Below are 22,718 nucleotides of genomic sequence, written 5' to 3' on the forward strand. Positions count from 1 at the left end.
GGCAATGCGGCGCAGGAACGGGCGGTTTGCGTCGCGCCTCGCTCTCGGCTAGCAGGGCGGACATGGAACTGGCCGGTGTCATCGTGGCGGCAGGGCGCGGATCGCGCCTGGGCGGAAGGCCCAAGCAATGGCGCCTTGTCAACGGCCTGCCCCTTGCCGGACACGCGCTGCACGCCTTCCGGCAGGCAGGAATCGCCCGCCTTGTCCTCGTCATCCATCCCGATGACCGGGCCGAAGCCGAACGCCTGATGCAGCCCGGTCTCCTGATCGTCCACGGCGCCGAAAGCCGGAGCGGCAGCGTCCGGGCCGGTCTTGAGGCGCTGGCGCCCACGCCCCCGGAGGCCGTTCTGATTCATGATGCGGCGCGCCCTTGCGTCTCTGCGGCGCTCATCCGGCGGGTGATCGAGGCTCTGGACCGGGCGGATGGCGCAGCCCCCGCCCTGCCCGTGACGGATGCGCTCTGGCGCAGCAGCGGCAGCTTCGTCGAAGCCGCCCATCCGCGCGACGGGCTGTGGCGGGCGCAGACGCCCCAGGGGTTCCGGTTCGGACCGATCCTTTCTGCCCATCAGGCGCATGCCGGCGAGGCGGCCGATGATGTCGAGGTGGCGCGGGCCGCAGGCCTGTCCGTCGCGCTGGTCCCCGGCGAGGAAGACAATTTCAAGGTGACGCTGCCGGGCGATCTCGAACGGGCGGCCCGCATCCTGGGGGAGGAGATGGAGGTTCGCACAGGCCACGGCTATGATGTCCATGCCTTCGGGCCGGGCGACCATGTCATGCTCTGCGGGGTGCGCATCCCGCATGAGCGAGGCCTGTCCGCCCATTCCGATGGTGATGCCGCCTTGCATGCGCTGACCGATGCGATCCTGGGGGCGCTGTGCCTGGGCGATATCGGCCAGCATTTTTCCCCCTCCGATCCCCGCTGGAAGGACGAGGATTCGACGACCTTCCTGCGGCATGCCCACGGACTGGCCCGCGAGGCCGGCTTCCGGATCGGGCATTGCGACATCACGATCATCTGCGAGGCGCCCCGGATCGCCCCCCATGTCGCGGCGATGCGGGAACGGATCGGTGCGGTCCTCGCGCTCTCGCCGGACCGGATCAGCGTGAAGGCCACGACATCCGAAAGACTCGGCTTCACGGGACGCCGGGAGGGCATCGCGGCCTTCGCCACGGCGACTCTGGTGCGGCCATGACATCGGCGATGACACCGGCGCGTCTGGCGGTGACGGTCCTCGGGGTCGGGCTGCTGCGCCCTGCCCCCGGCAGCTGGGGGTCGCTCTTCGCCTGTCTCCTGGCCGGTCCGCTGCTCTGGGTGGGGGGGCCCTGGCTCCTTCTGGGGGCGATTGCCGGGGCGGTCGCGCTCGGGCTCTGGGCGATTCCGCTCGCGGCCCCGCCGCATGGGGTGGAAGATCCACCCGAAGTCGTTATCGACGAGCTGGCCGGACAATGGATCGCGCTGCTGCCCGTGGGATTTGGCGCCTGGGCCAACGGTGTCGGCCCCGGCGCGCTCTGGCCTGGATGGATTGCCGCCTTCCTCCTGTTTCGCCTGTTCGACATCTGGAAGCCCGGACCCATCCGCTGGGCCGACCGCCGCACGGGGGCCTGGGGCGTGATGCTCGATGACCTGTTCGCCGGGATCGCCGCAGCGGTCGGCGTCGTGATCCTGGCCGGACTGGCCCATGGCGTGCTGATGCGATGAGCGCCGAGGACCTGATCCGCGCCGCAGCCGCAAGGGGGTTGCGCATCGCAGTGGCCGAAAGCTGCACCGGCGGGCTTCTGGCCGCGGCGATCACCGAGCCGGCCGGCGCCTCGGCCGTCTTTGATCGCGGATTCGTGACCTACAGCAATGACGCCAAGCGGGATCTTCTGGGCGTGTCGCAGGCCACGCTCGATGCCCATGGGGCCGTGTCCGAGGAGGTGGCGGCCGAGATGGCGCTTGGCGCGCGCCAGCGCTCGGATGCCGATGTGGCGGTTTCGGTGACGGGCATTGCCGGCCCCGGCGGATCGGCCTTCAAGCCCGAAGGCCGGGTCTGCTTCGGCCTGGCCACACGCAGCAGCCTGCGCACCATGACGGTGGAGTTCGGCGCGCGCGGTCGGGCGGCTGTGCGCGGGGCCGCCGTTGCGCAGGCCCTTGCCCTGCTGGTTCAGGCGGTCGAGGAGGCGCCGTAGAGCTGGCTTGCGCGCTTCTCGAAGGCGCGCACGATGGTCTGCATCGCCTGATGGAAGAACACGCCGGCCGCCTTCTGCAGCAGACGGTTGCGAAACTCGAAATCCGTGGAAAAGGACACCTCGACCCCGGCAGGCAGGTCGCGGAAGCGCCATGTGCTTTCCATCCGGCGGAAGGGACCTTCGATATACTCCGTCTCGATCCGCTTTTCGTCGTCATAGAGACGCACGCGGCTCAGGAAGGATTCGCGGAACAGCTTGAAGGACACCACGAGATCCGCAAGCATCTCGCGGTGATCCTCCCTCTGGGAGATCGAGCGGACGCGGGCCGCGGCCGTCCATGGCAGGAATTCGGGATAGCGGGCCACATCCGCCACCAGGTCATACATCTGCGCGGCCGTATAGGGCAGGACGCGCGTCTCGGAATGGCTGGTCATCTCGGCGTCCTTCCGGCGTCCTGCCTCATCTCTCCTGCCCGGACGCCATGTGCAAGAGCAAACCGAACGGCCCCTCACCCTTGCCTCCGCGCCCTGCCGGCGCGAGAGAAGGGGCAGCGCGAAAGGACGATCCGCCATGACCACCCGTCCCTATGTCATCGATCAGATGATCTCGGCCAAGACCATCGCGGCACGGGTCGAGGCCCTCGCGCGCGAGATCGAGGCCGAGTTCGCCGGCACCGACAAGCTTGTCGTCGTGGGGCTTCTGCGGGGCAGCTTCGTCTTCATCGCCGATCTGGTGCGCGAGATCGACCTGCCGATCGAGGTGGATTTCATGGAGGTCTCCTCCTACGGCGACGCCATGGAATCCTCGCGCGAGGTGCGGATCCTCAAGGATCTGCGTGCGGCCATCGAGGGGCGCGACGTGCTGCTGGTCGAGGATATCGTCGATACGGGGCATACGCTGGCCCATGTGACCCGCATCATCCAGACCCGCCGGCCCGCCCGCCTGCGGACGATCGCCCTGCTCGACAAGCCGTCGCGGCGCGAGACAGAGGTTCGGGCAGACTGGATCGGATTCTCGATTCCCGATGAGTTTGTCGTTGGTTACGGAATCGACTTCGCGCAGCGTAACAGGAACCTGCCGCATATCGGCAAGGTGCGGTTCCTCTGAGCATGGATCCACTTCGCCTCCTGATGCGGATCGCGCTTCTGGTGCGCAACCCCCCGCGCGGACGCCGGGCCGTAGCCGTGCTCCTGGTGGTCGGTGTCGTCCTGGCCTTCGGTCTGATCGAATGGCTCTGGGGCTGGCCTGTGTGGCTGACGCCACAGCGAATCAGACCTTGACGCAGCGGAGGGATCAAAACGGCTCGCTTCGGCGTTTGATGGACAGGCCGCCGGAGGCCCGGACGGCGCAACGGAAGGAACCTTGACATGACCCTCGGAGCAATCATCGGCTGGTTGATCGTCGGTGCCATCGCGGGCTGGATCGCCGAGAAGATCATGGGCCGCAACGACAGCCTCCTGACCAACATCATCGTCGGCATCGTCGGTGCGGTCATCGGCGGCTGGATCTTCGGTCTTCTGTTCGGTGCAAGCCTGACCGGAAACAGCGGCTGGATCTGGAGCATCCTCGTCTCCGTCGTCGGTGCCGTGATCCTGCTGTGGATCGTCGGCATGGTCCGCAAGCGGTCCTGACTGCTGACAGGAACAGGGGGTGCGGCAGGATTCGTCGCGCCCCCGACCTGTTTCCCGCCGGCGGGATCACGTCTCTCGCAGGTGTTTTTGCTTTGGCGAGGACGGCGCATCGCCTAGTCTGGCGCGGCAGCATCCAGCCGCAAGGAGCCAGACGATGCGTCAGTTCTCCCCTTTCATCATCGCGATCGCGATTGCCGCGAACGGCGCGCCCGCCCTTTCGCAGGACGGCAGCCCCGAGGAGCGCGCCATCGAGATCCGGCAGGGGCACATGCTCAACTATGCTGCCAATATCGGCGTCCTGGTCGGCATGGCGCAGGGGAATGCCGAGTACGACGCCGAGACCGCCCGTCGTGCTGCCGACAATCTGTTTCACCTCGCCTCCATCGACCAGTCGCATTACTGGCTGCCCGGCACCGCACAGGGCGAGATCGAGGGGAGCGGTGCCCTTCCCGCAATCTGGGAGAACATGGCCGATTTCGAGGCCCGCCATGCCGCCCTGCTCGAAGCCGTGACAGCGCTGCAGTCCGCGGCAGGAACCGATCTGGCCGCCCTGCAGGGGGCCCTTGGCGCCGTGGGACAGGCCTGCAGCGGCTGCCACCAGAGCTATCGCGCGAGGGAGTAAGGCCTTGGCCCGGGCGCTGCTCGTGCTGCTGGCCGTCGCGGCGCTGGGGGGTGCGGCCGGCTGGTGGGCCTCCGCGGCCGACCCCCTGCCCGCCTCGGCGCTCGAAGGGGTCGAGGGCGATCCTGAGCGCGGGCGTGTCGTCTTCGCGGCCGCCGGCTGCGCCTCCTGCCATCGGGCCCCCGGCGACGAAACCATCGAAGCGCCGGTCCTATCGGGCGGGCGCGCCTTCGTCTCGGACTTCGGGACATTCCATGCGCCCAACATCTCTCCCTCGCCGCAGGGGATCGGGGAGTGGACCGATGCCGAGGTGATTCAGGCCGTGATGCGCGGGGTCTCGCCTTCGGGGTCGCATTACTATCCGGCCTTTCCCTACGCCTCCTACCGGCGGGCCGAGATTCAGGACATCGCCGATCTGGTCGCCTATCTGCGCAGCCTGCCGCCTTCGGATGCGGCGGATCTGCCCCATGAGCTGCCCTTTCCCTTCGGCATCCGGCGCGCCGTCGGGATCTGGAAACTGCTCTATTCCCGCGATGGCTGGGTCGTCGAAGGCGACCTCACCCCCGAGCAGGAGCGGGGACGCTATCTGGTCGAGGCGCTGGCCCATTGCGGGGAATGCCATACCCCGCGCAACGCGCTGGGCGGGCCGGACCTGTCACGCTGGCTGGGCGGGGCGCCGAATCCGGCGGGCGAAGGGCGCATCCCGAACATCACCCCGGCCGCCCTGACCTGGAGCGAGGGCGAGATCGCTGCCTATCTGGCCACCGGCTTCACGCCGGATTTCGACGTGGCCGGCGGCGAGATGGCCGAGGTCATCCGCAACATGGCCCAGCTGTCCGATGCGGACCGGGCCGCGATCGCCGCCTATCTCAAGGCGGTTCCGCCCGTTCCCTCCGCCGGGAACTAGGGTCCCCAGATGGCCCGGACGTAGCCCTGGGTCTCGGCATAGGGGGGAATGCCTCCGTATTGCTGTACGGCGGCCGGGCCGGCATTGTAGGCGGCCAGCGCAAGGGGCCAGCTTCCGAAGGTCTCGAACTGATGCCGCAGATAGCGCGCCCCGCCTTCGAGATTCTGTTCGGGATCATGGGGATCCACCCCAAGCAGCAGGGCCGTCCCGGCATCAGCTGGGCCAGTCCGATGGCCCCCTTGTGCGAGACGGCCCGCACATTCCACCCCGATTCCTGCTGGACCAGCCGCAGGAACAGATCCTCCGGAATCCCGTGGCGGCGGGCGGCGGCGCGTGCCGCCTCCAGATAGGGGCTGGCCAGAGAACCGGCATAGGGAGGCGGTCCCTCAAGCCCCGGCGGGGGCGGAACCTCGATCCGTGGGGGCTGGAGACGGATCGAATCATTGTATTGCTGGGCCGCCCGTCCATCGAGCACCGCAATCTGGGACCGGAACAGGGCCAGCCGGTCCGAGGTCGAGATCCGGTCCTGTCCCTGTGCCGCGCCGGCCGGAAGGGCCAGCGCCCCCAGCAGCAGCATGGCGGTGCAGCGATGACGATATCCCCGCATGGGCCCCCTGTCCGTTCGCCCCCTGTCCGCTCCTGCAACAGCTCGCAGGCTAACCTGCGCACGCCATCCGTCCATCCGGTTTCTGTGCCACATCGGCGGAACGCTGCCATGCCGTGACGGCAGAACGACGTCCCTGAAGGCCGCGTGCCCCTGTCCTTCCGGCCCCGGGCGTGATGTAAACAGCCCGAAACGAGAGGGGAGGCCGCAATGGCGGGCGTGAACAAGGTCATCCTGGTGGGGCGGCTGGGCCGCGATCCGGAGGTCCGCAGCTTTCAGAACGGCGGGCGGGTGGTCAATCTGCGGATCGCCACATCCGAGACCTGGAAGGACCGCACCAGCGGAGAGCGCAAGGAACGGACGGAATGGCATTCCGTCGCCATCTTCAACGAAAATCTGGGCCGGATCGCCGAGCAGTATCTGCGCAAGGGATCCCAGGTCTATATCGAGGGCCAGCTCGAGACCCGGAAATGGCAGGACCAGTCCGGTCAGGACCGCTACACGACCGAGATCGTCCTGCGCCCCTATCGGGGCGAGCTGACGCTTCTGGACGGCCGGGGCGGCGACGGCGGAGAGGATCGGGGAGGGCCCGACGAAGGGGGCTATGGCGGCGGATCGGGCGGCCGTGCCTCCGGGGGCGGTGGATTCGGGGGCAGCCGGCCCGATCTGGACGACGACATTCCCTTCTGACCCTTCTGCAGGCCCCTACCCGTCCCGCAGCGTGGCGATCACTGCTTCCTGCGGGACGTCATCGGTCACGAAGGCCTGGCCGATCCCGCGCGCAAGGACAAAGCGCAGCCGCCCGGCCACGGCCTTCTTGTCCTGCGCCATGAGGGCCAGAAGCGATTCGGGATCCGGCAGGGGACCGGGAATGTCCGAAAGCCGCGCCTTCATCCCCATCGCCTGCAGATGGGCCCGGATGCGGGATGGCTCCTCCTGCGCGCAGAGGCCGAGGCGCGCGGACAGATCGAAGGCCAGCCCGAGGCCCACGGCGACCGCCTCGCCATGGAGGAGACGGTCGGAATAGCCCGTCGCGGCCTCGAGAGCATGGGCAAAGGTATGGCCGAGATTCAGCAGCGCGCGCTCGCCCGTCTCGGTCTCGTCGCGTTCGACGATCCGCGCCTTCATCTCGCAGGACCGGACCACCGCCTGTTCCAGCAGCGCAGGATCCGAGAGGAGATGCGGTCCCTGCGCCTCGAGCCAGCCGAAGAAGGCGGCATCGCCCAGCAGGCCGTATTTCACCACCTCGCCATAGCCGGACAGCAGATCCCGATGCGGCAGGGTGGACAGAAGCGCGGGATCCGCGATCACGACGACCGGCTGATGGAAAGCCCCCACCAGATTCTTCCCCTGGGGCGTGTTGATGCCGGTCTTGCCGCCCACGGACGAATCGACCTGGGCAAGCAGTGTCGTCGGCATCTGGGCAAAGCGGACACCGCGCCGCAGGATGGCCGCGGCAAAGCCGGCCAGATCGCCGATCACGCCGCCGCCGAACGCGAGCACGAGATCATTCCGTTCCACCTTCTGCTCGAGCAGCCATTCCACCGTGCGGCCGAGCGTGGCCCAGTCCTTGCTTCCTTCGCCCGGCGGCAGGACCAGCATGAGGGTTTCGATCCCCGCCGCCGCCAGCCGTGCCCGGAGAGCCTCGCCCTGGGCCGCGGCGACCCGCTCTTCTGTCACGACGGCAAGGCGGGGCCGGCGCAGATGCGGGCGCAGCAGATCGGGCGCGGCCTCCAGAAGACCGGCGCCGATATGGATGTCATAGGCCCGACCGGGCAGCGCGACATGAACCGTGGTCAAGAGACGGACTCCAGAATGCCCGGATGGGCGGTCAGAAGAGCCAGGGCCCTGGCGGCGGTCTGCTCTACCGAGGAGCGGGGATCGACCGCAAGCCGCAGGGGGGCAAGCCGGTAGATGGGGGTTCGGGCCGCAAGAAGCGCGGCCAGCGTGCCGCGGGGATCGGGGGTGCGCAGCAAGGGGCGGCTTTCCTTGTGACGCACCCGTTCCCAGAGGGTTTCCAGATCGGCATCGAGCCAGAGGGCCACGCCGTGTTCGGCGATGTTGCGGCGGTTGCGTTCGGCAAGGAAGGCCCCGCCACCCGTGGAGACGACGGCTGGCGGGCCGGACAGAAGGCGCGCCAGAACCTCTGCCTCCCGGTCGCGGAAGAAGGGCTCTCCGTCCCGCGCAAAGATTTCCGCGATGCTGGCCTGGGCGGCTTCCTCGATCGCCTGATCGCTGTCCAGGAACGGAACCCCCAGCTTCTGGGCCAGCGCACGGCCGACCGCGGTCTTGCCCGAACCCATCATCCCCACAAGGACGATGCTGCGGAGAAGGCGCGCAGGAGAGGCATGGCCGGAGGAAAAGACAGCGGTTCCCTGCTCCGCATCCTGATCGCGTCTGCCTTCCCTCATGTCCCGACCCCTGCCCCCTCTCTTTCCCGCCGAAGGCGCCATCCGGCTCCCTAATGGGGTGAACTCCCCGGAAAGACCATATATAACCTCCCCAGAGGCAAGGGCGGGACCGCAGGGCAACGCGGGGGAAGGCAAAGATGTGGCGACTGATCAAGCTGTTGCTGATCCTTGCCGTGCTGGCGGGAATTGCCCTGGTCGCCTATGCCTATATCGGTCCCCTGCTCTTCCCGGACGACTTCGCCCCTCCCCTGCGGGAGGTGACGAAGCCCGTGGATCTGGATCTCGACTGAGGATGCGGCGCCTGATCCTCGCCTCGGTCGCGACCCTGGCCGGCCCCCTGTCTGCACAGGATTCCGGGGCGCCGCTGTCGGCGATCGACTGGCTGTCGCACAGCGTCGAGCCGGCGGCGATCTCCCCCCCCCTGCCTGGCTCGCCACTTCCGCCCGAGGCGCCGGTCGCCACCGATGCCGCCGTGCCGGATATCAGCGTCATGCCGCTCGACGCCTCTGCCGGCGCCGTGCGGGGCGTCCTGCCGCCCGAAGTGACGGGGCTGCCCGTCGATCTCTGGACGGCAAGCGAGGAAGATGTCCTGGTCGGACTGATCGCATCTCTGCCTGCCGAACCGCTTCCGGCCCTGCAGGACCTGACGGTCACGCTGATGCTGGCGGAGGCTGCGCCGCCCGCCGGCGCGCAGCCGCAGGGGCCGCTGTTCCTCGCCCGGGTGGACCGCCTTCTGGCGATGGGCGAGGTGGAGGCCGCCCAGTCGCTGCTCGAATCAGCGGATCTGAGGGATCGCGACGTCTTTCGCCGCTGGTTCGATGCCACCCTGCTCACGGGGACCGAAGGCGATGCCTGCGAGATGCTCCGGACCCACCCGTCGCTGGCCCCCACGCTCGAGGCGCGCGTCTTCTGCCTGGCCCGCAACGGCGACTGGGACACCGCGGCCCTGACGCTCGGGACGGCGCGGGCCCTGGGTGATGTCTCGCTGGAGGACGACGCGCTGCTGAGCCGCTTCCTCGATCCGGATCTGGCCGAGATGGAGGAGGAGATCGGCCCGCCGGCCCGCCCCACCCCGCTCGATTACCGCCTGCTCGAGGCCGTGGGCATGCTGATGCCGACCGATGGGCTGCCCCTCGCCTATGCGAATCTCGATCTGAGGCCGGTGGTCGCCTGGCGTGCCCAGATCGAGGCGGCCGAGCGTCTGGCCCGGCGCGGCGCGCTGTCCGAGAATGTGCTGCTGGCCGTCTATACCGCCCGCGCCCCGGCAGCTTCGGGAGGTGTATGGGACCGTGCGGCCGCCATCCAGAAACTGGACCGCGCGCTGGCGCAGGGTGATGCGGAGGCCGTGGCCACGCTCCTGCCCGATCTCTGGCCGCTCATGGACGCGGCCGGTCTGGCGGTGCCCTTCGCCCGCCTGTTCGGCGAGGCGCTCGCGGGGCTGGATCTCACGGGCGAGGCAGGAGAGATCGCGCGAATGGCCGGGCTTCTCTCTCCCGGTGCGTCCCGCGTGGCGCGGATGAGGCCGGCCACGGATGACCGTGGCGCGGTCTGGGATGCGGTGGCAGCCGGCGATCCCGGGGCCGTTGCGCCGCCGGACGGCCCCTCTGCCGCCGTTCTGGAGGGTCTTGCCACCTCTCCGCCCGAGGAGATGGCCGCCCTTCTGGCCGCGGGCCGCACCGGCGAGGCGCTGTTACGGGCCATCCTTGCCTTCGAGGACGGGCTCGATGGCGATCTCCGTTCGCTTTCGGGGGCCCTCGCGACGCTGCGTGCCGCCGGTCAGGAAGCCGTGGCCCGGCAGGCGGCTCTCGAATATCTGATCCTCTTCGCACCCCGATGACGGGCAGGTCACGCTGGATCGGGGCCTTTCTCGATTCGCTCCTGGCCGAGCGCGACGCCGCGGCGAATACCCGCGCCGCCTATGCGCGCGATCTGGCAGATTACGAAACCTGGCTTCAGGGCCGCGGCCTGTCCGTCGAACAGGCAGGACGGGCCGAGATCGAGGCCTATCTTCAGGTCTGCGAGGCCAGCGGCCTGTCCAAGGCGACCCGGGCCCGCCGGCTGTCGGCTCTGCGGCAGTTCCACCGCTTTGCCCATGAGGAGGGGTTGCGATCCGACAATCCCGCTCTGGGCCTGCGCGGGCCCGGGTCAGGGCGCAGACTGCCTGGCACGCTGACCCTGGCCGAGATCGAGGGGATGATCGCCGCCGCCCGCTCTGCCCCCCGCGACCGGGAGCGCGAGACCTGCCTGCTGGAGCTGCTCTATGCCACAGGTCTGCGCGTGAGCGAGCTTGTCTCGCTGCCCGTGGCTGCCGTCCGCGGACGACCCCCGCGCCATCCTCGTGCGGGGCAAGGGCGGCAGGGAACGCCTTGTGCCCCTTTCCGATCCCGCGCGCGAGGCCGTGAGGGACTGGCTCATCCAGCGCGATGCCCTCGAGGCCGGCCGGCCCGTGGGCAGCCCGCCTTCGCCCTGGCTGTTCCCCTCACGCGGGAGGTCGGGTCATCTCACCCGACAGGCCTTTCATGCGATCCTGAAGGCCAATGCCCTGAGGGCGGGGCTGGATCCCGATCGCGTCGCGCCCCACCGGCTGCGCCATGCCTTTGCCACGCATCTGCTGCCGGGGGGGCGGATCTGCGCTCCATCCAGACGATGCTGGGCCATGCCAGCCTGGCCACGACCGAGATCTATACCCATGTCCTCGACGAACATCTTCGGACCCTCGTGACGACGCATCACCCGTTGGCCCGGGACCCTGCGGACGATACGGGGCCGGAGACGTTAACCGAATCTTGACATCTTCATGTCAGAGAGGGGGCATCCGACCTGTCTTCTGTTCGGGCCGGATGCACTCCTCCCTGACCGACTTGGCCGCGTCTGCCGACGCGGCCGTTTTTTTGCGGCGCGGCCTGCCGGCGACGGCGTTGACGCCCATGAGAGCTTGTCCTAGGGTCCAAGCAGGAAAGTCGGCCAAGTCCGGCAGGGAGAGGGGGAAAGGGACGCTGCGGCAGCGTCCCTTTCTCTTTTTCGGGCAGATCCTTGCCTGCCGCGCCGCCAGGGCGGGAACGCAGGATGTGACAGGGGCTGCGCCGCGTGATACTGCGCCCCCAGACCGCTTCTGGAGGACGCTTTTCATGACGATCCGCCTCGTGTCCCTGCTGGCCTTGCTCGCGCTGGCCGGCCCTCTGGCCGCGCAGGAGGCCACGGACCCCGCGCCGACCGAGCCCGCTTCGCCTGCCGATCCTGCGGCCGATCCTGCCGCACCCGCCCAGGAAGAAGGCAGCGATCCGGCCGGGACGGGCCTGTCGATGGGCGAGCCGGTCGATCAGGCGGCCGAGCCCGCCATCGGCGAACCCTATATCCGTGAGGTCTTCGGCGACTGGGCCTTGCGGTGCGTGCGCGAGGAGGAAGGCCCCGATCCCTGCCAGCTCTATCAGCTCCTGCATGATGGCGAAGGCAATACGGTGGCCGAAATCAGCATGTTCCCCCTGCCCCCCGGTCAGGCGGGAGAGGCTGTGGCCGGTGCGACGATCGTCACCCCGCTCGAGACGCTGCTGCCCGAGGGGCTGCGCCTGTCCGTGGATGGCGGAGCGGAGCGGCGTTATCCCTTCACCTTCTGCATGCGGGCGGGTTGCGTGGCACGAGTGGGCTTCACGGCTGCCGAGCTGGACCAGTTCCGCCGGGGCAATGCAGCGCTGCTCCGGATCGTGCCGGCGGCGGCCCCGGATCAGGTCGTGGATCTGCGGATCTCGCTCTCTGGCTTTACTGCGGGCTTCAACACGACGGCCGCGGCCGCCGAAGCCCCCGCCGAGCCGGCGCAGTGATCCAAGGCGGATCAGGCGGCCTTCAGTGCCAGCACGGCATTGAGACCGCCGAAGGCAAAGGCATTCGACAGGCAGGCCCTGATGCGGGCCTGCCGCGCCTCATGGGGCACGATGTCGAGCGCGCAGTCGGGGTCGCGCTCCCGCCAGCCGACTGTCGGGGCAATGATCCCTTCGCGCAGCGCAAGGAGACAGGCGAGAAGCTCGACCGCCCCGGTGCCACCGATCAGATGGCCATGCATCGCCTTGGTCGATGATACCAGGAGGCGGTCCGCAGCCGATCCGAAGACGGCATGGATCGCGGCGGCCTCGGTGCGGTCATTCGCGGCCGTTCCGGTGCCATGGGCATTGACATAGCCGATATCCCCGGGCGCGAGCCCCGCATCGGCCAGGGCGCCGCGCATCGCCCGTTCGGCCCCCTCGGCAGAGGGCAGGACGATGTCCCCGGCATCCGCCGTCATGGCGAAACCCGCCACTTCGGCCAGGATGTCGGCTCCGCGTGCGGCAGCATGATCCCAGTCCTCGAAGACGAAGACTGCGGCGCCTTCGCCCTGCACCATGCCGTCGCGCGTGGCGCAGAAGGGGCGACATCCGGTGGGGGACATCACCCGCAAGCCTTCCCAGGCCTTGATCCCGCCGAAGCAGAGCATCGCTTCGGATCCGCCGGTCAGCATCACGGTCGCCGCCCCGGAGCGGATCATCTGAAAGGCAAGGCCCATCGCATGATTGGAAGAGGCGCAGGCCGAAGAGAGCGTGAAGGCCGGCCCCTTCAGGCCCAGCGCCATGCTCACATGGCTGGCGCCGGCATTCGCCATCAGACGGGGAACGGTGAAGGGGTGGACCCGATTGCGGCCTTCGGCATAGACGGCGCGATAGCTGTCGTCCACCGTCTGCAGCCCGCCCCCGCTGTTGCCCAGCACCACACCGCTGCGAAGCGCCAACTCTCCTTCGAAGGCGAGGCCCGCCGCGGCCACGGCCTGTCGCGCGGCCAGCACGGCGAACTGGGCAAAACGGTCCATCAGGGCGGCTTCGCTGCGCGAGAAATGCGCCGCCTCGTCATAGTCCCTGACCTGTGCGCCGATCCGTATGCCAAGGCGGTCGGCATCCCGGATCTCGAGAGGGCCGATGGCCGTCCGCCCTTCGCGCATCGCGGCCCATGTCGAGGGCACATCGGGACCGAGCGGATTGATCGTCCCGGCGCCGGTGATCGCGACGCGGCGCGTCACGCGGCGCGCTCCGCCACCAGCCGTTCGACGGCCGCGACGATGGCGCCGACGGAGGAGATGTCGAAATCGCTCTTGAGCGGCTCGTTGGCGTTGAAGGGGACACTGATGTCGAAGGCTTCCTCGATGGCAAAGATGCTTTCCACCACGCCCAGGGAATCGATCCCCAGATCCTTCAGCGTCATGTCTTCGTGCACGTCGGAGGGATCGAGCAGGGCCTGCTCGGCAAGGATGGCGATGACGCGGTTCCTGATATCCATCTGCGCCCCTGGCCTGACCTGCCGCCCGTCTAGTCCGCGCCGCGCCCTTTGGGAACCCCTGCGGACCATTCGCGCAGCAGGCGCGGCAGGCGGCGCAGGGCCTTGTAGCTCTCGACATGCAGGTCGATGCGGGTAGCCGGGTTGCCCATCATGACGCGACCGCGCGGCACATTGGAATGAATGGCCGATGCGCCGGTGATCACCACGTCATCCCCGACGACGAGATTGTCCCCTACCCCGGCCTTGCCACCCAGAACGACCCGGTCGCCGAGCACGCTCGATCCGGCGACGCCTGACTGACCGCACAGGAGGCAGTGCCGGCCCACCACCACATTATGGGCAACCATCACGAGATTGTCGATCTTCGTGCCGTCGCCGATCCGGGTCGGGCGGATCGTCCCCGCATCCACCGTGGAGCCGGCGCCGATCTCCACATCATCGCCGATCTCGACCCCGCCGAGGGAATGGATCCGATGCCATGTGGGATCCTCGAGCGCGGGAATCTCTCCTTCGGCCATGCGGCTGCGGGCCAGTTCGACATGCGAGGGGGCGGCCGTGACAAAGGAGAAGCCATCGGCGCCGATCACCGCATTGGGATGGATGATCACGCTGCGGCCGATGGTCACACGCCGTCCGATGCGGACGCCGGCATGGATCTGTCCCCCTGCACCGATGCGGACGCCCGGCGCGATCGTGACATGGGGACCGATCCGCGTTCCAGGGCCGATCACCGCCCCTGCACCGACGACCGTGAAGGCGCCGATCGCGACATCCTCTGCCAGTTCGGCACCCGGATCGATAACGGCCGAGGGATGGATGCCGGGCGGCAGGGCGGGTTCGTCCAGAAGGGCCGTCAGGCGTGCCATCGCCAGACGCCCGCGGGGCACGAAGATCGCCGCATCGAGACCGAGAGCCTGCCAGTCCGCCTCGGGCCAGAGAAGGGCGGCCCGCGCCCGTCCCCTGGCGAGATCCCCGGCCCAGTCCGGCGCGATCGCGATGGCCAGCTCATCCGGGCTGGCGGATCCGGGCTCGGCCGCGCCCCGCACGGACAGCGACAGATCCCCTTCGGCCCTGGCGCCGAGCGCTTCGGCAATGCGGGCGATGGTCAGCATGGGCACCCCCTTCCGGAAGAGGGCTTCTATCCCTGAAGCGGCGCTGCCTCCACCCCCCTGGCGGCCAGGGCCTCCCAGATGCGGCCGTCGCGGCCATAGATGTCGCGGCGGAACTGAAGGCCGCCCCGGACCTTCGTGAAGGCCGTCCGGTATTCGAGATGGACGGGCACGGGCTCTTCGAGATCGACCCGCGTTTCGGCCCCGCTCTGCAGATGGCGGGCGAAGAATCCCTCCGGATCATCGGTCTGCCGCGCGAGAAGATGATAGGCGAACTCGCGCGGCCTCTGCAGACGGATGCAGCCATGGCTGAAGGCCCGCACCTCGCGCGCGAAGAGATCACGGGCCGGCGTGTCATGAAGATAGATGTTCCACGGATTGGGGAACATGAACTTCACCTCGCCCAAGGCGTTGTTCGGTCCGGGCGGCTGGTGCATGGCAAAGGGGAAGCTCGAGGCGGAATAGCGCGAGAAATCGACGGCCGCGCGGTTGATCAGCCGTCCGGCCGAATCGGTGATGCGCAGATGTCCGGCGGCATTGGGGTTGCGCTGAAGCTGCGGCAGATACTCCCGCACGATGATGGAACGGGGCACGAACCAGCTCGGATTGATGACCATGTATTCCATCTGGTCCGAGAATTCGGGGCTCTGGCGATGTTCTTCGACAGCCCCGATCACCGCGCGGGTCCGGAAGGTGACGGCATCGTCGTCCACGATCTCGGCCGAGAAGTCGGGCAGGTTGACCCAGATGTGACGCTGCCCCCGCGGTGCGGCATTCCAGCGTTCGCGCTCGAGCGCGACAAGCACCGAACGCAGCCGTTCGGCCGGGCCCAGATTGATCTCGCGCAGCGTTCCGTCGCCGGCGATGCCGTCGGGCTCGAGACCGTGATCCGCCTGGAAGCGCGACACGGCCTCGGCCAGCGCGGCGTCATAGCGGGCGCGGGCCGTGGGCCGCAGATAGCCCATGGCGATCAGCCGGTCGCGCAGGCGCAGGACGGCCGTTCCGGTCATTCCGGGCTCGAGCCGGCCGCCGGGAACCGTCTCGCCCCAGCCGCCGGCCCGGATGACCTGATCGAGCCGCATCCTCTCGCGCAGGAGGCGGGCATATTCCGGCGTCCGGGGCCACAGATCGCGCAGGAAGACCTCGGGATCCTCGGACGGGAAGACCGTCAGAAGGGCCAGAGGATCGGCCGCCATCGCCTCGCGCTTGATGTGGGGATCGGTCTCTCCGGGAACGAGCATGCCCCGGCCCAGATCGCTGGCAAGGCGCAGCAGGGCGCGGCTCATCTCCACCTCTGCCCTGCCCTGGTCGTAGGGGGTGCGCGCTTCTGTCAGCAGCCGCAGCAAGGCCTGCGGATCGTGCCGTGCCGTGCCAAAGCCATGCAGCGGCGTCTCGGCCATGGCCGAAAGCAGCGCATTGCGGCGCGCGACCTCGACCGGATCGTTGCCGGCCCAGAGTGGCTCGAAATTGCGCCCCCTGTAGAAAGCCGACAGGACCGCATCCTGCGCTGCCGCCTCGGCAACCCCCAGCCGGAAGCCCGTCACCACCGCAAGGGCTCTGGCACGCCCCGCCGGCAGCACGGCTGCCGCAGCGCCCGCAGCGAGGGAGAGAAGAAGACGGCGACGCGTGAGATCGGACATCGGTTTCCCGGAGATGATCGGCTTGCCTGTCCGTCAGGATAGCCCCGGTCATCGTGGCCGCCAATCGCCGTATCGGCAGATCCCGTTGCACAGGGCCGCAGCGCCACATCGGCAAAGTCCGGCCGGTTGCGCAGATTCCTGCCGAATGGGGTGATTCGTTAGGAACCGGATGACAGACTGTCCTTGGTCGGCCGCGACGGCTGTGCCATAGTGCAGCCTGCATCTGGGGATGGAACCAAGAATAGGGCTGTTGAAACAACAGCTTGATACAAGGCGACGGGACAGGCAACGGCGACATGAACAGCGACAGCTCTCTGGGCATTTCTCGGCGCGCCCTTCTTGGCGTGTTTGCGGCGACGGCAGTCACGGCCGCTCCGACCTTCTCGAATGCAGCCGGATTCCTCCGCGGTGCCGGCGACATCCGGCGGATCCGGATGTATTCCGGCCGCACCGGCGAACGGATCGACACCATCTACTGGATCGATGGCGAATACATCGCCGAAGCCGTTCGCGAGATCAGCCTCTTCATGCGCGACTGGCGCACCGGTCAGGCCGTCGCCATCGACACCCGCACCATCGACATCATGACGGCAGCCTACAATCTGCTCGAGGTGAACGAGCCCTACATGCTGCTGTCCGGCTACCGCTCGCCCCAGACCAATGCCATGCTGCGCGCCCAGTCCTCGGGCGTGGCGCGCAACTCGCTCCACATGCGCGGACAGGCGGCGGATCTGCGGCTCGATTCGCGGTCGGTGAACCAGATTGCCCGCGCTGCCCTGGCCTGCCGTGCCGGGGGTGTCGGCCGCTACAGCCGATCCAACTTCGTCCACATGGATTGCGGCGACGTCCGCACTTGGGGCGCCTGAAAGACCCGCACAGAGTCGCCTTTCGTCATTCGCATCCTGTCGCGCCCCCCCTGCGGGGGCGTTGTCGTGTCAGGAGGTGACAGGACAGGGATCGGAGGGAGGGGGCAGAGACAAAGCCGGAAAGCGGGCACGCGGCATTCCGGGCGTCCCCGGGCTGGGTGCCGGACCCTTCTGGGGGAATTCACGGCAACCGGACAAAGCGGCAGCCAGGCAGGAGGCTGGCGCACCCGACAGGATTCGAACCTGTGACCTCTGCCTTCGGAGGGCAGCACTCTATCCAGCTGAGCTACGGGTGCCTGCGCGCGGCATAGGCCATCGGCCGATCGGGCGCAAGCCGTCAACCGAACAGATCGCGGCAGAGCTCGAGCCCCTCCACGAGGGCATCGACCTCTTCGACCGTGTTGTAGAGACCGAAAGAGGCCCGGCAGGTGGCAGACTTGCCGAAGAACTCCAGCAGCGGCATCGCGCAATGCGTGCCTGCGCGGACCGCGATCCCCCGGCGGTCGAGCACCGTGGACAGGTCATGGGCATGCGCCCCTGCCATGGTGAAGGAGAAGATGGCGGCCTTGTCCTCGGCCCGGCCCTGAAGCTCGAGCCAGTCCAGCGCCTCCAGCCGCTGGCGGGCATGGTCCCGCAATGTCCGCTCATGCGCGGCAATGTTCTCCATCCCCAGAGACGTCAGATAGTCCAGGGCCACGCCGAAACCGATCGTCGGCACGATACCGGGTGTGCCGGCCTCGAACTTCATGGGGGGGATCGGCATAGGTCACGGTATCGCGCGTGACCTCGCGAATCATGTCGCCGCCGCCCAGGAAGGGGCGCATCTCGGCCATGCGCTCGCGCCGGATCCAGATCGCGCCCGATCCCGATGGACCATAGAGCTTGTGCCCCGTGACGGGATAGAAATCGCAACCGATGGCCTGCACATCCACCGGCATGTGCACGGCGGCCTGACTGCCATCCACCAGGACGGGCACCCCCTTCTCGCGCGCGCCGGCACAGATCGCCGCCACATCGACGATGGTGCCGGTCACGTTCGACAGATGCGTGACCGCGACAAGCCGCGTGCGCGGGCCGATGGCGTCGATCACCGCCTGCGGGTCAAGGCGCCCCTCGCGGTCGCATTCGACCCATTTCAGCACGATTCCCTGCCGTTCACGCAGGAAATGCCAGGGCACGATATTGGCATGGTGCTCGAGCAGCGACAGCACGATCTCGTCCCCGGCCTCCATCCGGGGCATGGCCCAGGCATAGGCGACCAGGTTGATTCCCTGCGTCGTGCCGGTGGTGAAGACGATCTCGTCCTCATGCGCGGCATGAAGGAAGCGCGCGATCTTGCCGCGCACGGCCTCATAACGCTCGGTCGCGACTGTGGAGAGGAAATGCAGGCCGCGATGGACATTCGCATAGTCCTCGGCATAGGCCTGCGTCACCGCCTCGATCACCGGCCGAGGCTTCTGCGCCGAGGCCCCGTTGTCGAGATAGACGAGAGGGCGGTCATGCACCCGGCGAGACAGGATCGGAAAATCGGCCCGGATGGCGTGAACGTCATACATGGGCGGCCTCCAGTGGCGCGATGAAGGGACCGAGGAGGAGCGTCAGCCCGATCGCCAGGGCGACAAGAGCAAGGAGCAGCGTGGCGATCGTCCGGCCATAGCTGTGGAAACCATGCAGTTCCCGGACGAAATGCACGAGGCACCACAGCATGATCCCCAGCCCGGCCAGGGCGGCAAGGCCCGCAAGGGGGGGGAGCAGAAGCAGGATCAGCGCCTGAACGACCTGGACCGCGAGTCCCACGACCTCGAGCCAGCCCATCAGCAGGAGGGCCTCGGTCAGCCGGCCCCTACCCCCCAGCATCTGCCCGGCCACCTGGATCGCCCCGGCCGAAAGGGTCAGCGAGACGAACAGCAGGACGGCATGGGCCAGAGGCCCCAGGCTGAGCATCTCATCCTCCGAGACGGGGAGGACGAATCGCCCGCCCCCCACCATCCCCACGAGAAGGGCATCGAGCACGCACAGCAGGACCACAAGTTCCACGACGGTCCCCAGTGGCAGGCCCCAGCGCATGAGCCGCGCGGCAAGCTTCTGCGGCGTGGTGATGCTCTCGCGCAGGAGGGCCAGGAGACCGGGAGGGGCGGGTTCAGGCGGCACGGATCTGCCCCTTTCGCGCCGCTTCCTGATGGCAGACGACCCAGAAGCCGGCAAAGACGGCGATCCAGAGGATCCCGGTCAGATTCGCGGCAACCGTGCCGCCCGTCAGGGCCCGGGCCATGCCCGACAGCAGCGCCAGAGGCGAGGCCGCAAGCCAGGCCCAGAACAGCCCGAGGCGGGCCGACCAGGGCTGCGTTCCGCCCCCAGCCAGACGCGTGACCTGATGTGCGACGAAGGCCAGGAAATAGAACAGCAGCGGCACGATCATGAGCCATCCGAACAGTGCGGTGCCCGCAAGCTGATCGAAGGCGGCCCCCGGCGGATCCATCAGCCGGTTGGCCGCCGCTTCCTGCAGAAGCCGCGGCCACTGGGCGATCCAGACGAGGAGGCACCCGATCATCAGGAAGGCGAGAGCGCGGGCCTCCTGCGGCCCGCGGGCCAGATGCTCGCGCATCACCTGCCGCGGTCCGCGACGCAGGCTCCGGACGATATCCGCCGTCACGCCCATCCTAGCGATGCCTCCGCAGCCAGCCCTCGAGCTTTTCCGACAGCTCGCCGGCCAATCTTTCGTCGGGGATCTCGTCCAGCGCCTCGTGCAGGAAGGCCAGAGTCAGCAGATCGCGGGCCTCCTCGGCCGGCACCCCGCGCGAGCGCAGGTAGAACAGGGCTGTCTCGTCGATGGCGCCGGCGGTTGACCCGTGCGAGCATTTCACGTCGTCGGCATAGATCTCCAGCTCCGGCTTGGCGAGGAACTGGCTCCGCTCGTCCAGCAACAGCCCCTGCGAGATCTGATAGCCATCGGTCTTCTGCGCGGTCCGTTCCACGAGGATCTTCCCCTGGAACACGCCCACGGCGCCATGGCGCAGGACCTTCTTGAAGACCTGCCGGCTTTCGCAGCCCCGCCCCCGGTGGGTGACGAACACCGTGTCATCATGGTGGAAATCGCCATCGCCGACGGCGGCACCGGCGACATGGGCCACCGCTTCGTCGCCCGTCAGCGTCACGAAGGCCTCGTTCCGGCTGAGCGCGCCGTTGAAGCCGAGCGTGAAGGAGCGGAACTCGCCCTGCCCCGCCACCCGCGCGAACAGATGGGTGACGGCGATCCGTGCCGGATCGCGGCCCTGCAGGCGGACGTGATGGAAGCGGCTGCCTTCGGCAACATCCACCTCCAGCACCGTGTTCAGGCGGGCGGCGCCGACCCCGCTTTCGAGCAGCGTCACACTCGCCCCGCCTTCCACCCGGACAACATGATGAAGAAGGACCTCTGCCCCGTCCCCTGTGCGGCGATAGACGAGATGGATGGGGCGGGAGGCCTCGCCGCGCACGCGGATGAGCGCGCCTTCCGCGGCGAAGGCGGTGTTCAGCGCAGCGAAGGGGCGCGGGACCGGCTTCTGGCCTTCGGCCTCCAGGACGCCGAAGAGAGAGGCCGCCCAATGGCCCTCGGCTGGCTCCAGCCTGCCCAGATGCCCGATCTCCACCCCCTCGGGCGCAAGGGGATCGGAGGCCGCGGCATCGAAACGGCCATCGACAAAGACGATCCGTAGAGGCTCGACCGCGGCGAAGGCCGGCTTCTCGTCATCCTCGCGCAGCGGAACGGCCGGCACGGCAGGGGAGACAAGGCGTCCCGGATCGGTGAAACGCCAGTATTCGTCGCGCCGTTGAGGCAGGCCCATCCGGCGCAGCCTCTCCAGCGCGGCATCGCGCGCCGCGCCGAGCCAGGCCGCACCTCCCGGGCGCGGCAGCGCGGCGATCAGCGCCTCGGTCGTTTCCTGACGAAGGGTCGATTGCATCGTCATGCCGCTGCTCCGGCGCCGAGGATTCCGGCATAGCCGTTGGTCTCGACCTCGAGCGCGAGATCGGGCCCGCCGCTGCGGACGATCCGTCCATCGGCCATGATATGCACCACATCCGGGACGATATGATCCAGCAGGCGCTGATAATGCGTGATGACCAGGAAGGCGCGCCCCGCATCGCGCAGTGCGTTCACCCCATCCGCCACCAACCGCATCGCATCCACATCAAGGCCCGAATCCGTCTCGTCGAGGATGCACATGCGCGGCTCGAGCACAGCCATCTGGAGGATCTCGTTGCGCTTCTTCTCTCCGCCCGAGAAGCCGACATTGATCGGCCGCTTGAGCATCTCGGCATCGATGTTGAGGGCGCGCGCCTTCTCGCGGACGAGGCGGAGGAAATCGCCGGAGGAGATCTCTTCCTCGCCCCGTGCCTTGCGCTGGGCGTTCAGCGCCGTGCGCAGGAAGGTCATGTTGCCGACGCCGGGAATCTCGACCGGATACTGGAAGGCGAGGAACAGCCCCGCGGCGGCCCGCTCCTCGGGCTCCATGGCAAGGATGTCCTCGCCATCGAGCCGTGCGCTGCCTTGCGTGACCACATAGCCCTCCCGGCCGGCGAGGACATAGGACAGCGTGGACTTGCCCGAACCGTTCGGGCCCATGATGGCGTGGACACGGCCCGCCTCCACCGTCAGGTCGAGACCCTTGAGGATGGGCTTGCCCCCTTCCTCCAGTTCGACATGCAGATTCCTGATTTCCAGCATCGAATCCTCCAGAGGCCCGGCGGGCCTAATGTGCTCGTGTGAAGACGTCCATCACCCAGGTCAGATCGCCGGGATGCAACGCCGTGGGGGTCAGGTCGAATCGCGCCATCCGGCCGACCATCGCGGCAGGACGTGCATAGCGTTCGACTTCGCGATAGGCGGGACGATCGGCATCGTCGTCCCAGAAAACCGTGACCGGCCTTTCGCCGCGGAACAGCACCGTCAGGAAGCAGGCGGCGCGGGACCGGCCCCAGGACGAGACGGGGCCGACTGCGCGCTGTGGCTGGGCGGCCGCCATCAGCATGAACCCCCCGCCCCGTATTCGAGGATCACCTCCGATCACCTCCGCGCGCGAGAGGCCATCGCGCAGGAAAGCCGCCTCGGCATCGGGGAGGAGAAGTTGCGGCCGTTCTGCCGTCAGCGTCTCAGCCAAGCCGCACCGCCGTGCCCGAGGCCGAGACCATCAGCATGTTGTTGATGACCTCGTAGTCCAGATCGACGCCGATGACCGCGTTCGCGCCCAGCTTCGCCGCGCGTTCCTGCAGCTCGCGCAGGGCGGTCTCGCGCGCCTCGGCCAGAGAGGCCTCGTAGGCCGAGGAGCGCCCGCCGACGATATCGCGCACCTGCGCGAACAGGTCGCGGAACACATTGGCGCCCAGGATCGCCTCGCCCACGACGATGCCCAGATAGGCCTCGATGCGGCGCCCTTCGACCGAAGGTGTCGTCGTGACGATCATCGCCGTCTCTCCCCTGCCCCAG

26 protein-coding genes, 1 tRNA gene and 3 pseudogenes are annotated in these 22,718 nt (G+C 68.4%); 14 read left to right on the top strand and 16 right to left on the bottom strand.

Annotated features, from left to right (window positions below; genetic code table 11):
* The first annotated feature begins 62 nt into the window (after nucleotides 1-62).
* Genes RUTHE_RS04325 through RUTHE_RS04335 form a run of 3 tightly spaced genes read left to right on the top strand, consistent with a single transcriptional unit; the run spans nucleotide 63 to nucleotide 2,169 of the window.
* Nucleotides 63-1,193 carry a bifunctional 2-C-methyl-D-erythritol 4-phosphate cytidylyltransferase/2-C-methyl-D-erythritol 2,4-cyclodiphosphate synthase gene (locus tag RUTHE_RS04325; RefSeq protein ID WP_021097074.1) on the top strand — a complete coding sequence of 377 codons (1,131 nt, stop codon included), beginning with the start codon at nucleotides 63-65 and terminating at the stop codon, nucleotides 1,191-1,193.
* An 8-nt stretch (nucleotides 1,194-1,201) separates the two neighbouring features.
* Nucleotides 1,202-1,699 (top strand): phosphatidylglycerophosphatase A family protein, encoded by a 498-nt coding sequence (locus tag RUTHE_RS04330; protein ID WP_040644988.1) that lies wholly within the window; start codon nucleotides 1,202-1,204, stop codon nucleotides 1,697-1,699.
* Nucleotides 1,696-2,169 carry a CinA family protein gene (locus RUTHE_RS04335; protein WP_021097076.1) on the top strand — a complete coding sequence of 158 codons (474 nt, stop codon included), beginning with the start codon at nucleotides 1,696-1,698 and terminating at the stop codon, nucleotides 2,167-2,169. The genes RUTHE_RS04330 and RUTHE_RS04335 overlap by 4 nt, the downstream gene beginning before the upstream one ends.
* On the opposite strand, the gene RUTHE_RS04340 is transcribed toward RUTHE_RS04335, so the two are convergent.
* Nucleotides 2,145-2,603 (bottom strand): type II toxin-antitoxin system RatA family toxin, encoded by a 459-nt coding sequence (locus RUTHE_RS04340; RefSeq protein ID WP_021097077.1) that lies wholly within the window; start codon nucleotides 2,601-2,603, stop codon nucleotides 2,145-2,147. The two genes, RUTHE_RS04335 and RUTHE_RS04340, sit on opposite strands and share 25 nt — an antisense overlap.
* 136 nt (nucleotides 2,604-2,739) lie before the next feature.
* Between RUTHE_RS04340 and hpt the strand changes: the two genes are divergently transcribed.
* From hpt to RUTHE_RS04360, 5 genes are all read left to right on the top strand, one after another.
* Complete coding sequence (gene hpt, locus RUTHE_RS04345; protein WP_021097078.1) at nucleotides 2,740-3,276, top strand: hypoxanthine phosphoribosyltransferase; 537 nt, start codon at nucleotides 2,740-2,742, stop codon at nucleotides 3,274-3,276.
* 2 nt (nucleotides 3,277-3,278) lie between these two features.
* Complete coding sequence (locus tag RUTHE_RS16765; RefSeq protein WP_021097079.1) at nucleotides 3,279-3,449, top strand: hypothetical protein; 171 nt, start codon at nucleotides 3,279-3,281, stop codon at nucleotides 3,447-3,449.
* Between the two features lie 87 nt (nucleotides 3,450-3,536).
* On the top strand, nucleotides 3,537-3,800 hold the full coding sequence (locus tag RUTHE_RS04350; RefSeq protein WP_021097080.1) for a GlsB/YeaQ/YmgE family stress response membrane protein: 264 nt from the start codon (nucleotides 3,537-3,539) through the stop codon (nucleotides 3,798-3,800).
* 154 nt (nucleotides 3,801-3,954) lie between these two features.
* The gene (locus RUTHE_RS04355; RefSeq protein ID WP_021097081.1) at nucleotides 3,955-4,422 is read left to right on the top strand and encodes a c-type cytochrome; all 468 of its coding nucleotides are present in this window, start codon (nucleotides 3,955-3,957) and stop codon (nucleotides 4,420-4,422) included.
* A 4-nt stretch (nucleotides 4,423-4,426) separates the two neighbouring features.
* Entirely contained in the window at nucleotides 4,427-5,326 is a 900-nt protein-coding gene (locus RUTHE_RS04360) for a c-type cytochrome (protein WP_021097082.1), read from the top strand.
* Here RUTHE_RS04360 and RUTHE_RS04365 read toward each other — a convergent pair.
* Nucleotides 5,323-5,933: pseudogene (locus tag RUTHE_RS04365) on the bottom strand (lytic transglycosylase domain-containing protein). The gene RUTHE_RS04360 and the pseudogene RUTHE_RS04365 overlap by 4 nt on opposite strands.
* A 207-nt stretch (nucleotides 5,934-6,140) precedes the next feature.
* On the opposite strand from RUTHE_RS04365, the gene ssb reads away from it, so the two are divergent.
* On the top strand, nucleotides 6,141-6,620 hold the full coding sequence (gene ssb, locus RUTHE_RS04370) for a single-stranded DNA-binding protein (protein WP_021097084.1): 480 nt from the start codon (nucleotides 6,141-6,143) through the stop codon (nucleotides 6,618-6,620).
* 15 nt (nucleotides 6,621-6,635) lie between these two features.
* Here the strand turns inward: ssb and aroB are convergent, their stop codons facing one another.
* Nucleotides 6,636-7,730: a 3-dehydroquinate synthase gene (gene aroB, locus RUTHE_RS04375; RefSeq protein WP_021097085.1), complete on the bottom strand. Its 1,095-nt coding sequence runs from the start codon at nucleotides 7,728-7,730 to the stop codon at nucleotides 6,636-6,638.
* On the bottom strand, nucleotides 7,727-8,236 hold the full coding sequence (locus RUTHE_RS04380) for a shikimate kinase (protein WP_051150405.1): 510 nt from the start codon (nucleotides 8,234-8,236) through the stop codon (nucleotides 7,727-7,729). The genes aroB and RUTHE_RS04380 overlap by 4 nt, the downstream gene beginning before the upstream one ends.
* A 242-nt stretch (nucleotides 8,237-8,478) precedes the next feature.
* Here RUTHE_RS04380 and RUTHE_RS16770 point away from each other — a divergent pair, with 242 nt between their 5' ends.
* The 4 genes and pseudogenes from RUTHE_RS16770 to RUTHE_RS04395 all read left to right on the top strand — a co-directional run bounded on the left by RUTHE_RS16770 (nucleotide 8,479) and on the right by RUTHE_RS04395 (nucleotide 12,159).
* Nucleotides 8,479-8,631 (top strand): hypothetical protein, encoded by a 153-nt coding sequence (locus tag RUTHE_RS16770; RefSeq protein WP_021097087.1) that lies wholly within the window; start codon nucleotides 8,479-8,481, stop codon nucleotides 8,629-8,631.
* A 2-nt stretch (nucleotides 8,632-8,633) separates the two neighbouring features.
* Nucleotides 8,634-10,178: a hypothetical protein gene (locus RUTHE_RS04385; RefSeq protein WP_021097088.1), complete on the top strand. Its 1,545-nt coding sequence runs from the start codon at nucleotides 8,634-8,636 to the stop codon at nucleotides 10,176-10,178.
* Nucleotides 10,175-11,131 (top strand): annotated as a pseudogene (locus tag RUTHE_RS04390) (tyrosine recombinase). Before RUTHE_RS04385 ends, RUTHE_RS04390 begins: the two are co-directional and overlap by 4 nt.
* Before the next feature lie 338 nt (nucleotides 11,132-11,469).
* Nucleotides 11,470-12,159, top strand: a complete 690-nt coding sequence (locus tag RUTHE_RS04395; protein WP_021097090.1) for an invasion associated locus B family protein — start codon at nucleotides 11,470-11,472, stop codon at nucleotides 12,157-12,159.
* An 11-nt stretch (nucleotides 12,160-12,170) separates the two neighbouring features.
* Here the strand turns inward: RUTHE_RS04395 and RUTHE_RS04400 are convergent, their stop codons facing one another.
* The 4 genes from RUTHE_RS04400 to RUTHE_RS04415 are packed head-to-tail and all read right to left on the bottom strand — an operon-like array spanning nucleotide 12,171 to nucleotide 16,388.
* Nucleotides 12,171-13,382 carry a beta-ketoacyl-[acyl-carrier-protein] synthase family protein gene (locus RUTHE_RS04400; RefSeq protein WP_021097091.1) on the bottom strand — a complete coding sequence of 404 codons (1,212 nt, stop codon included), beginning with the start codon at nucleotides 13,380-13,382 and terminating at the stop codon, nucleotides 12,171-12,173.
* Nucleotides 13,379-13,639, bottom strand: coding sequence for an acyl carrier protein (locus tag RUTHE_RS16385; RefSeq protein ID WP_021097092.1), 261 nt, complete (start codon nucleotides 13,637-13,639; stop codon nucleotides 13,379-13,381). Before RUTHE_RS16385 ends, RUTHE_RS04400 begins: the two co-directional genes overlap by 4 nt.
* Nucleotides 13,640-13,668: 29 nt before the next feature.
* Nucleotides 13,669-14,751: a UDP-3-O-(3-hydroxymyristoyl)glucosamine N-acyltransferase gene (locus RUTHE_RS04410; protein WP_021097093.1), complete on the bottom strand. Its 1,083-nt coding sequence runs from the start codon at nucleotides 14,749-14,751 to the stop codon at nucleotides 13,669-13,671.
* Between the two features lie 26 nt (nucleotides 14,752-14,777).
* Nucleotides 14,778-16,388 carry a L,D-transpeptidase family protein gene (locus RUTHE_RS04415; RefSeq protein WP_021097094.1) on the bottom strand — a complete coding sequence of 537 codons (1,611 nt, stop codon included), beginning with the start codon at nucleotides 16,386-16,388 and terminating at the stop codon, nucleotides 14,778-14,780.
* 296 nt (nucleotides 16,389-16,684) lie between these two features.
* Between RUTHE_RS04415 and mepK the strand changes: the two genes are divergently transcribed.
* Nucleotides 16,685-17,254: a peptidoglycan L,D-endopeptidase MepK gene (mepK, locus tag RUTHE_RS04420; RefSeq protein WP_021097095.1), complete on the top strand. Its 570-nt coding sequence runs from the start codon at nucleotides 16,685-16,687 to the stop codon at nucleotides 17,252-17,254.
* Between the two features lie 219 nt (nucleotides 17,255-17,473).
* On the opposite strand, the gene RUTHE_RS04425 is transcribed toward mepK, so the two are convergent.
* From RUTHE_RS04425 to RUTHE_RS04460, 8 genes and pseudogenes are all read right to left on the bottom strand, one after another.
* A tRNA-Arg gene (locus tag RUTHE_RS04425) sits at nucleotides 17,474-17,550 on the bottom strand.
* A gap of 41 nt (nucleotides 17,551-17,591) precedes the next feature.
* Nucleotides 17,592-18,810, bottom strand: a pseudogene (locus RUTHE_RS04430) (cysteine desulfurase).
* A complete protein-coding gene (locus RUTHE_RS04435) occupies nucleotides 18,803-19,405 on the bottom strand; it encodes a YIP1 family protein (RefSeq protein WP_021097098.1) in 603 nt (200 codons plus the stop codon). Before RUTHE_RS04435 ends, RUTHE_RS04430 begins: the two are co-directional and overlap by 8 nt.
* The gene (locus RUTHE_RS04440; RefSeq protein ID WP_021097099.1) at nucleotides 19,395-19,913 is read right to left on the bottom strand and encodes a hypothetical protein; all 519 of its coding nucleotides are present in this window, start codon (nucleotides 19,911-19,913) and stop codon (nucleotides 19,395-19,397) included. The genes RUTHE_RS04435 and RUTHE_RS04440 overlap by 11 nt, the downstream gene beginning before the upstream one ends.
* Nucleotide 19,914: 1 nt before the next feature.
* Nucleotides 19,915-21,201 (bottom strand): SufB/SufD family protein, encoded by a 1,287-nt coding sequence (locus RUTHE_RS04445; protein WP_021097100.1) that lies wholly within the window; start codon nucleotides 21,199-21,201, stop codon nucleotides 19,915-19,917.
* The gene (sufC, locus tag RUTHE_RS04450) at nucleotides 21,198-21,959 is read right to left on the bottom strand and encodes a Fe-S cluster assembly ATPase SufC (RefSeq protein ID WP_021097101.1); all 762 of its coding nucleotides are present in this window, start codon (nucleotides 21,957-21,959) and stop codon (nucleotides 21,198-21,200) included. Before sufC ends, RUTHE_RS04445 begins: the two co-directional genes overlap by 4 nt.
* 25 nt (nucleotides 21,960-21,984) lie before the next feature.
* Nucleotides 21,985-22,392, bottom strand: a complete 408-nt coding sequence (locus RUTHE_RS15325) for a hypothetical protein (protein WP_051150375.1) — start codon at nucleotides 22,390-22,392, stop codon at nucleotides 21,985-21,987.
* Nucleotides 22,385-22,696 carry a heavy metal-binding domain-containing protein gene (locus RUTHE_RS04460; RefSeq protein WP_021097103.1) on the bottom strand — a complete coding sequence of 104 codons (312 nt, stop codon included), beginning with the start codon at nucleotides 22,694-22,696 and terminating at the stop codon, nucleotides 22,385-22,387. The genes RUTHE_RS15325 and RUTHE_RS04460 overlap by 8 nt, the downstream gene beginning before the upstream one ends.
* Between the last annotated feature and the right edge of the window lie 22 nt (nucleotides 22,697-22,718).

Source organism: Rubellimicrobium thermophilum DSM 16684 (assembly GCF_000442315.1).
Classification (GTDB): Bacteria; Pseudomonadota; Alphaproteobacteria; order Rhodobacterales; family Rhodobacteraceae; genus Rubellimicrobium; species Rubellimicrobium thermophilum.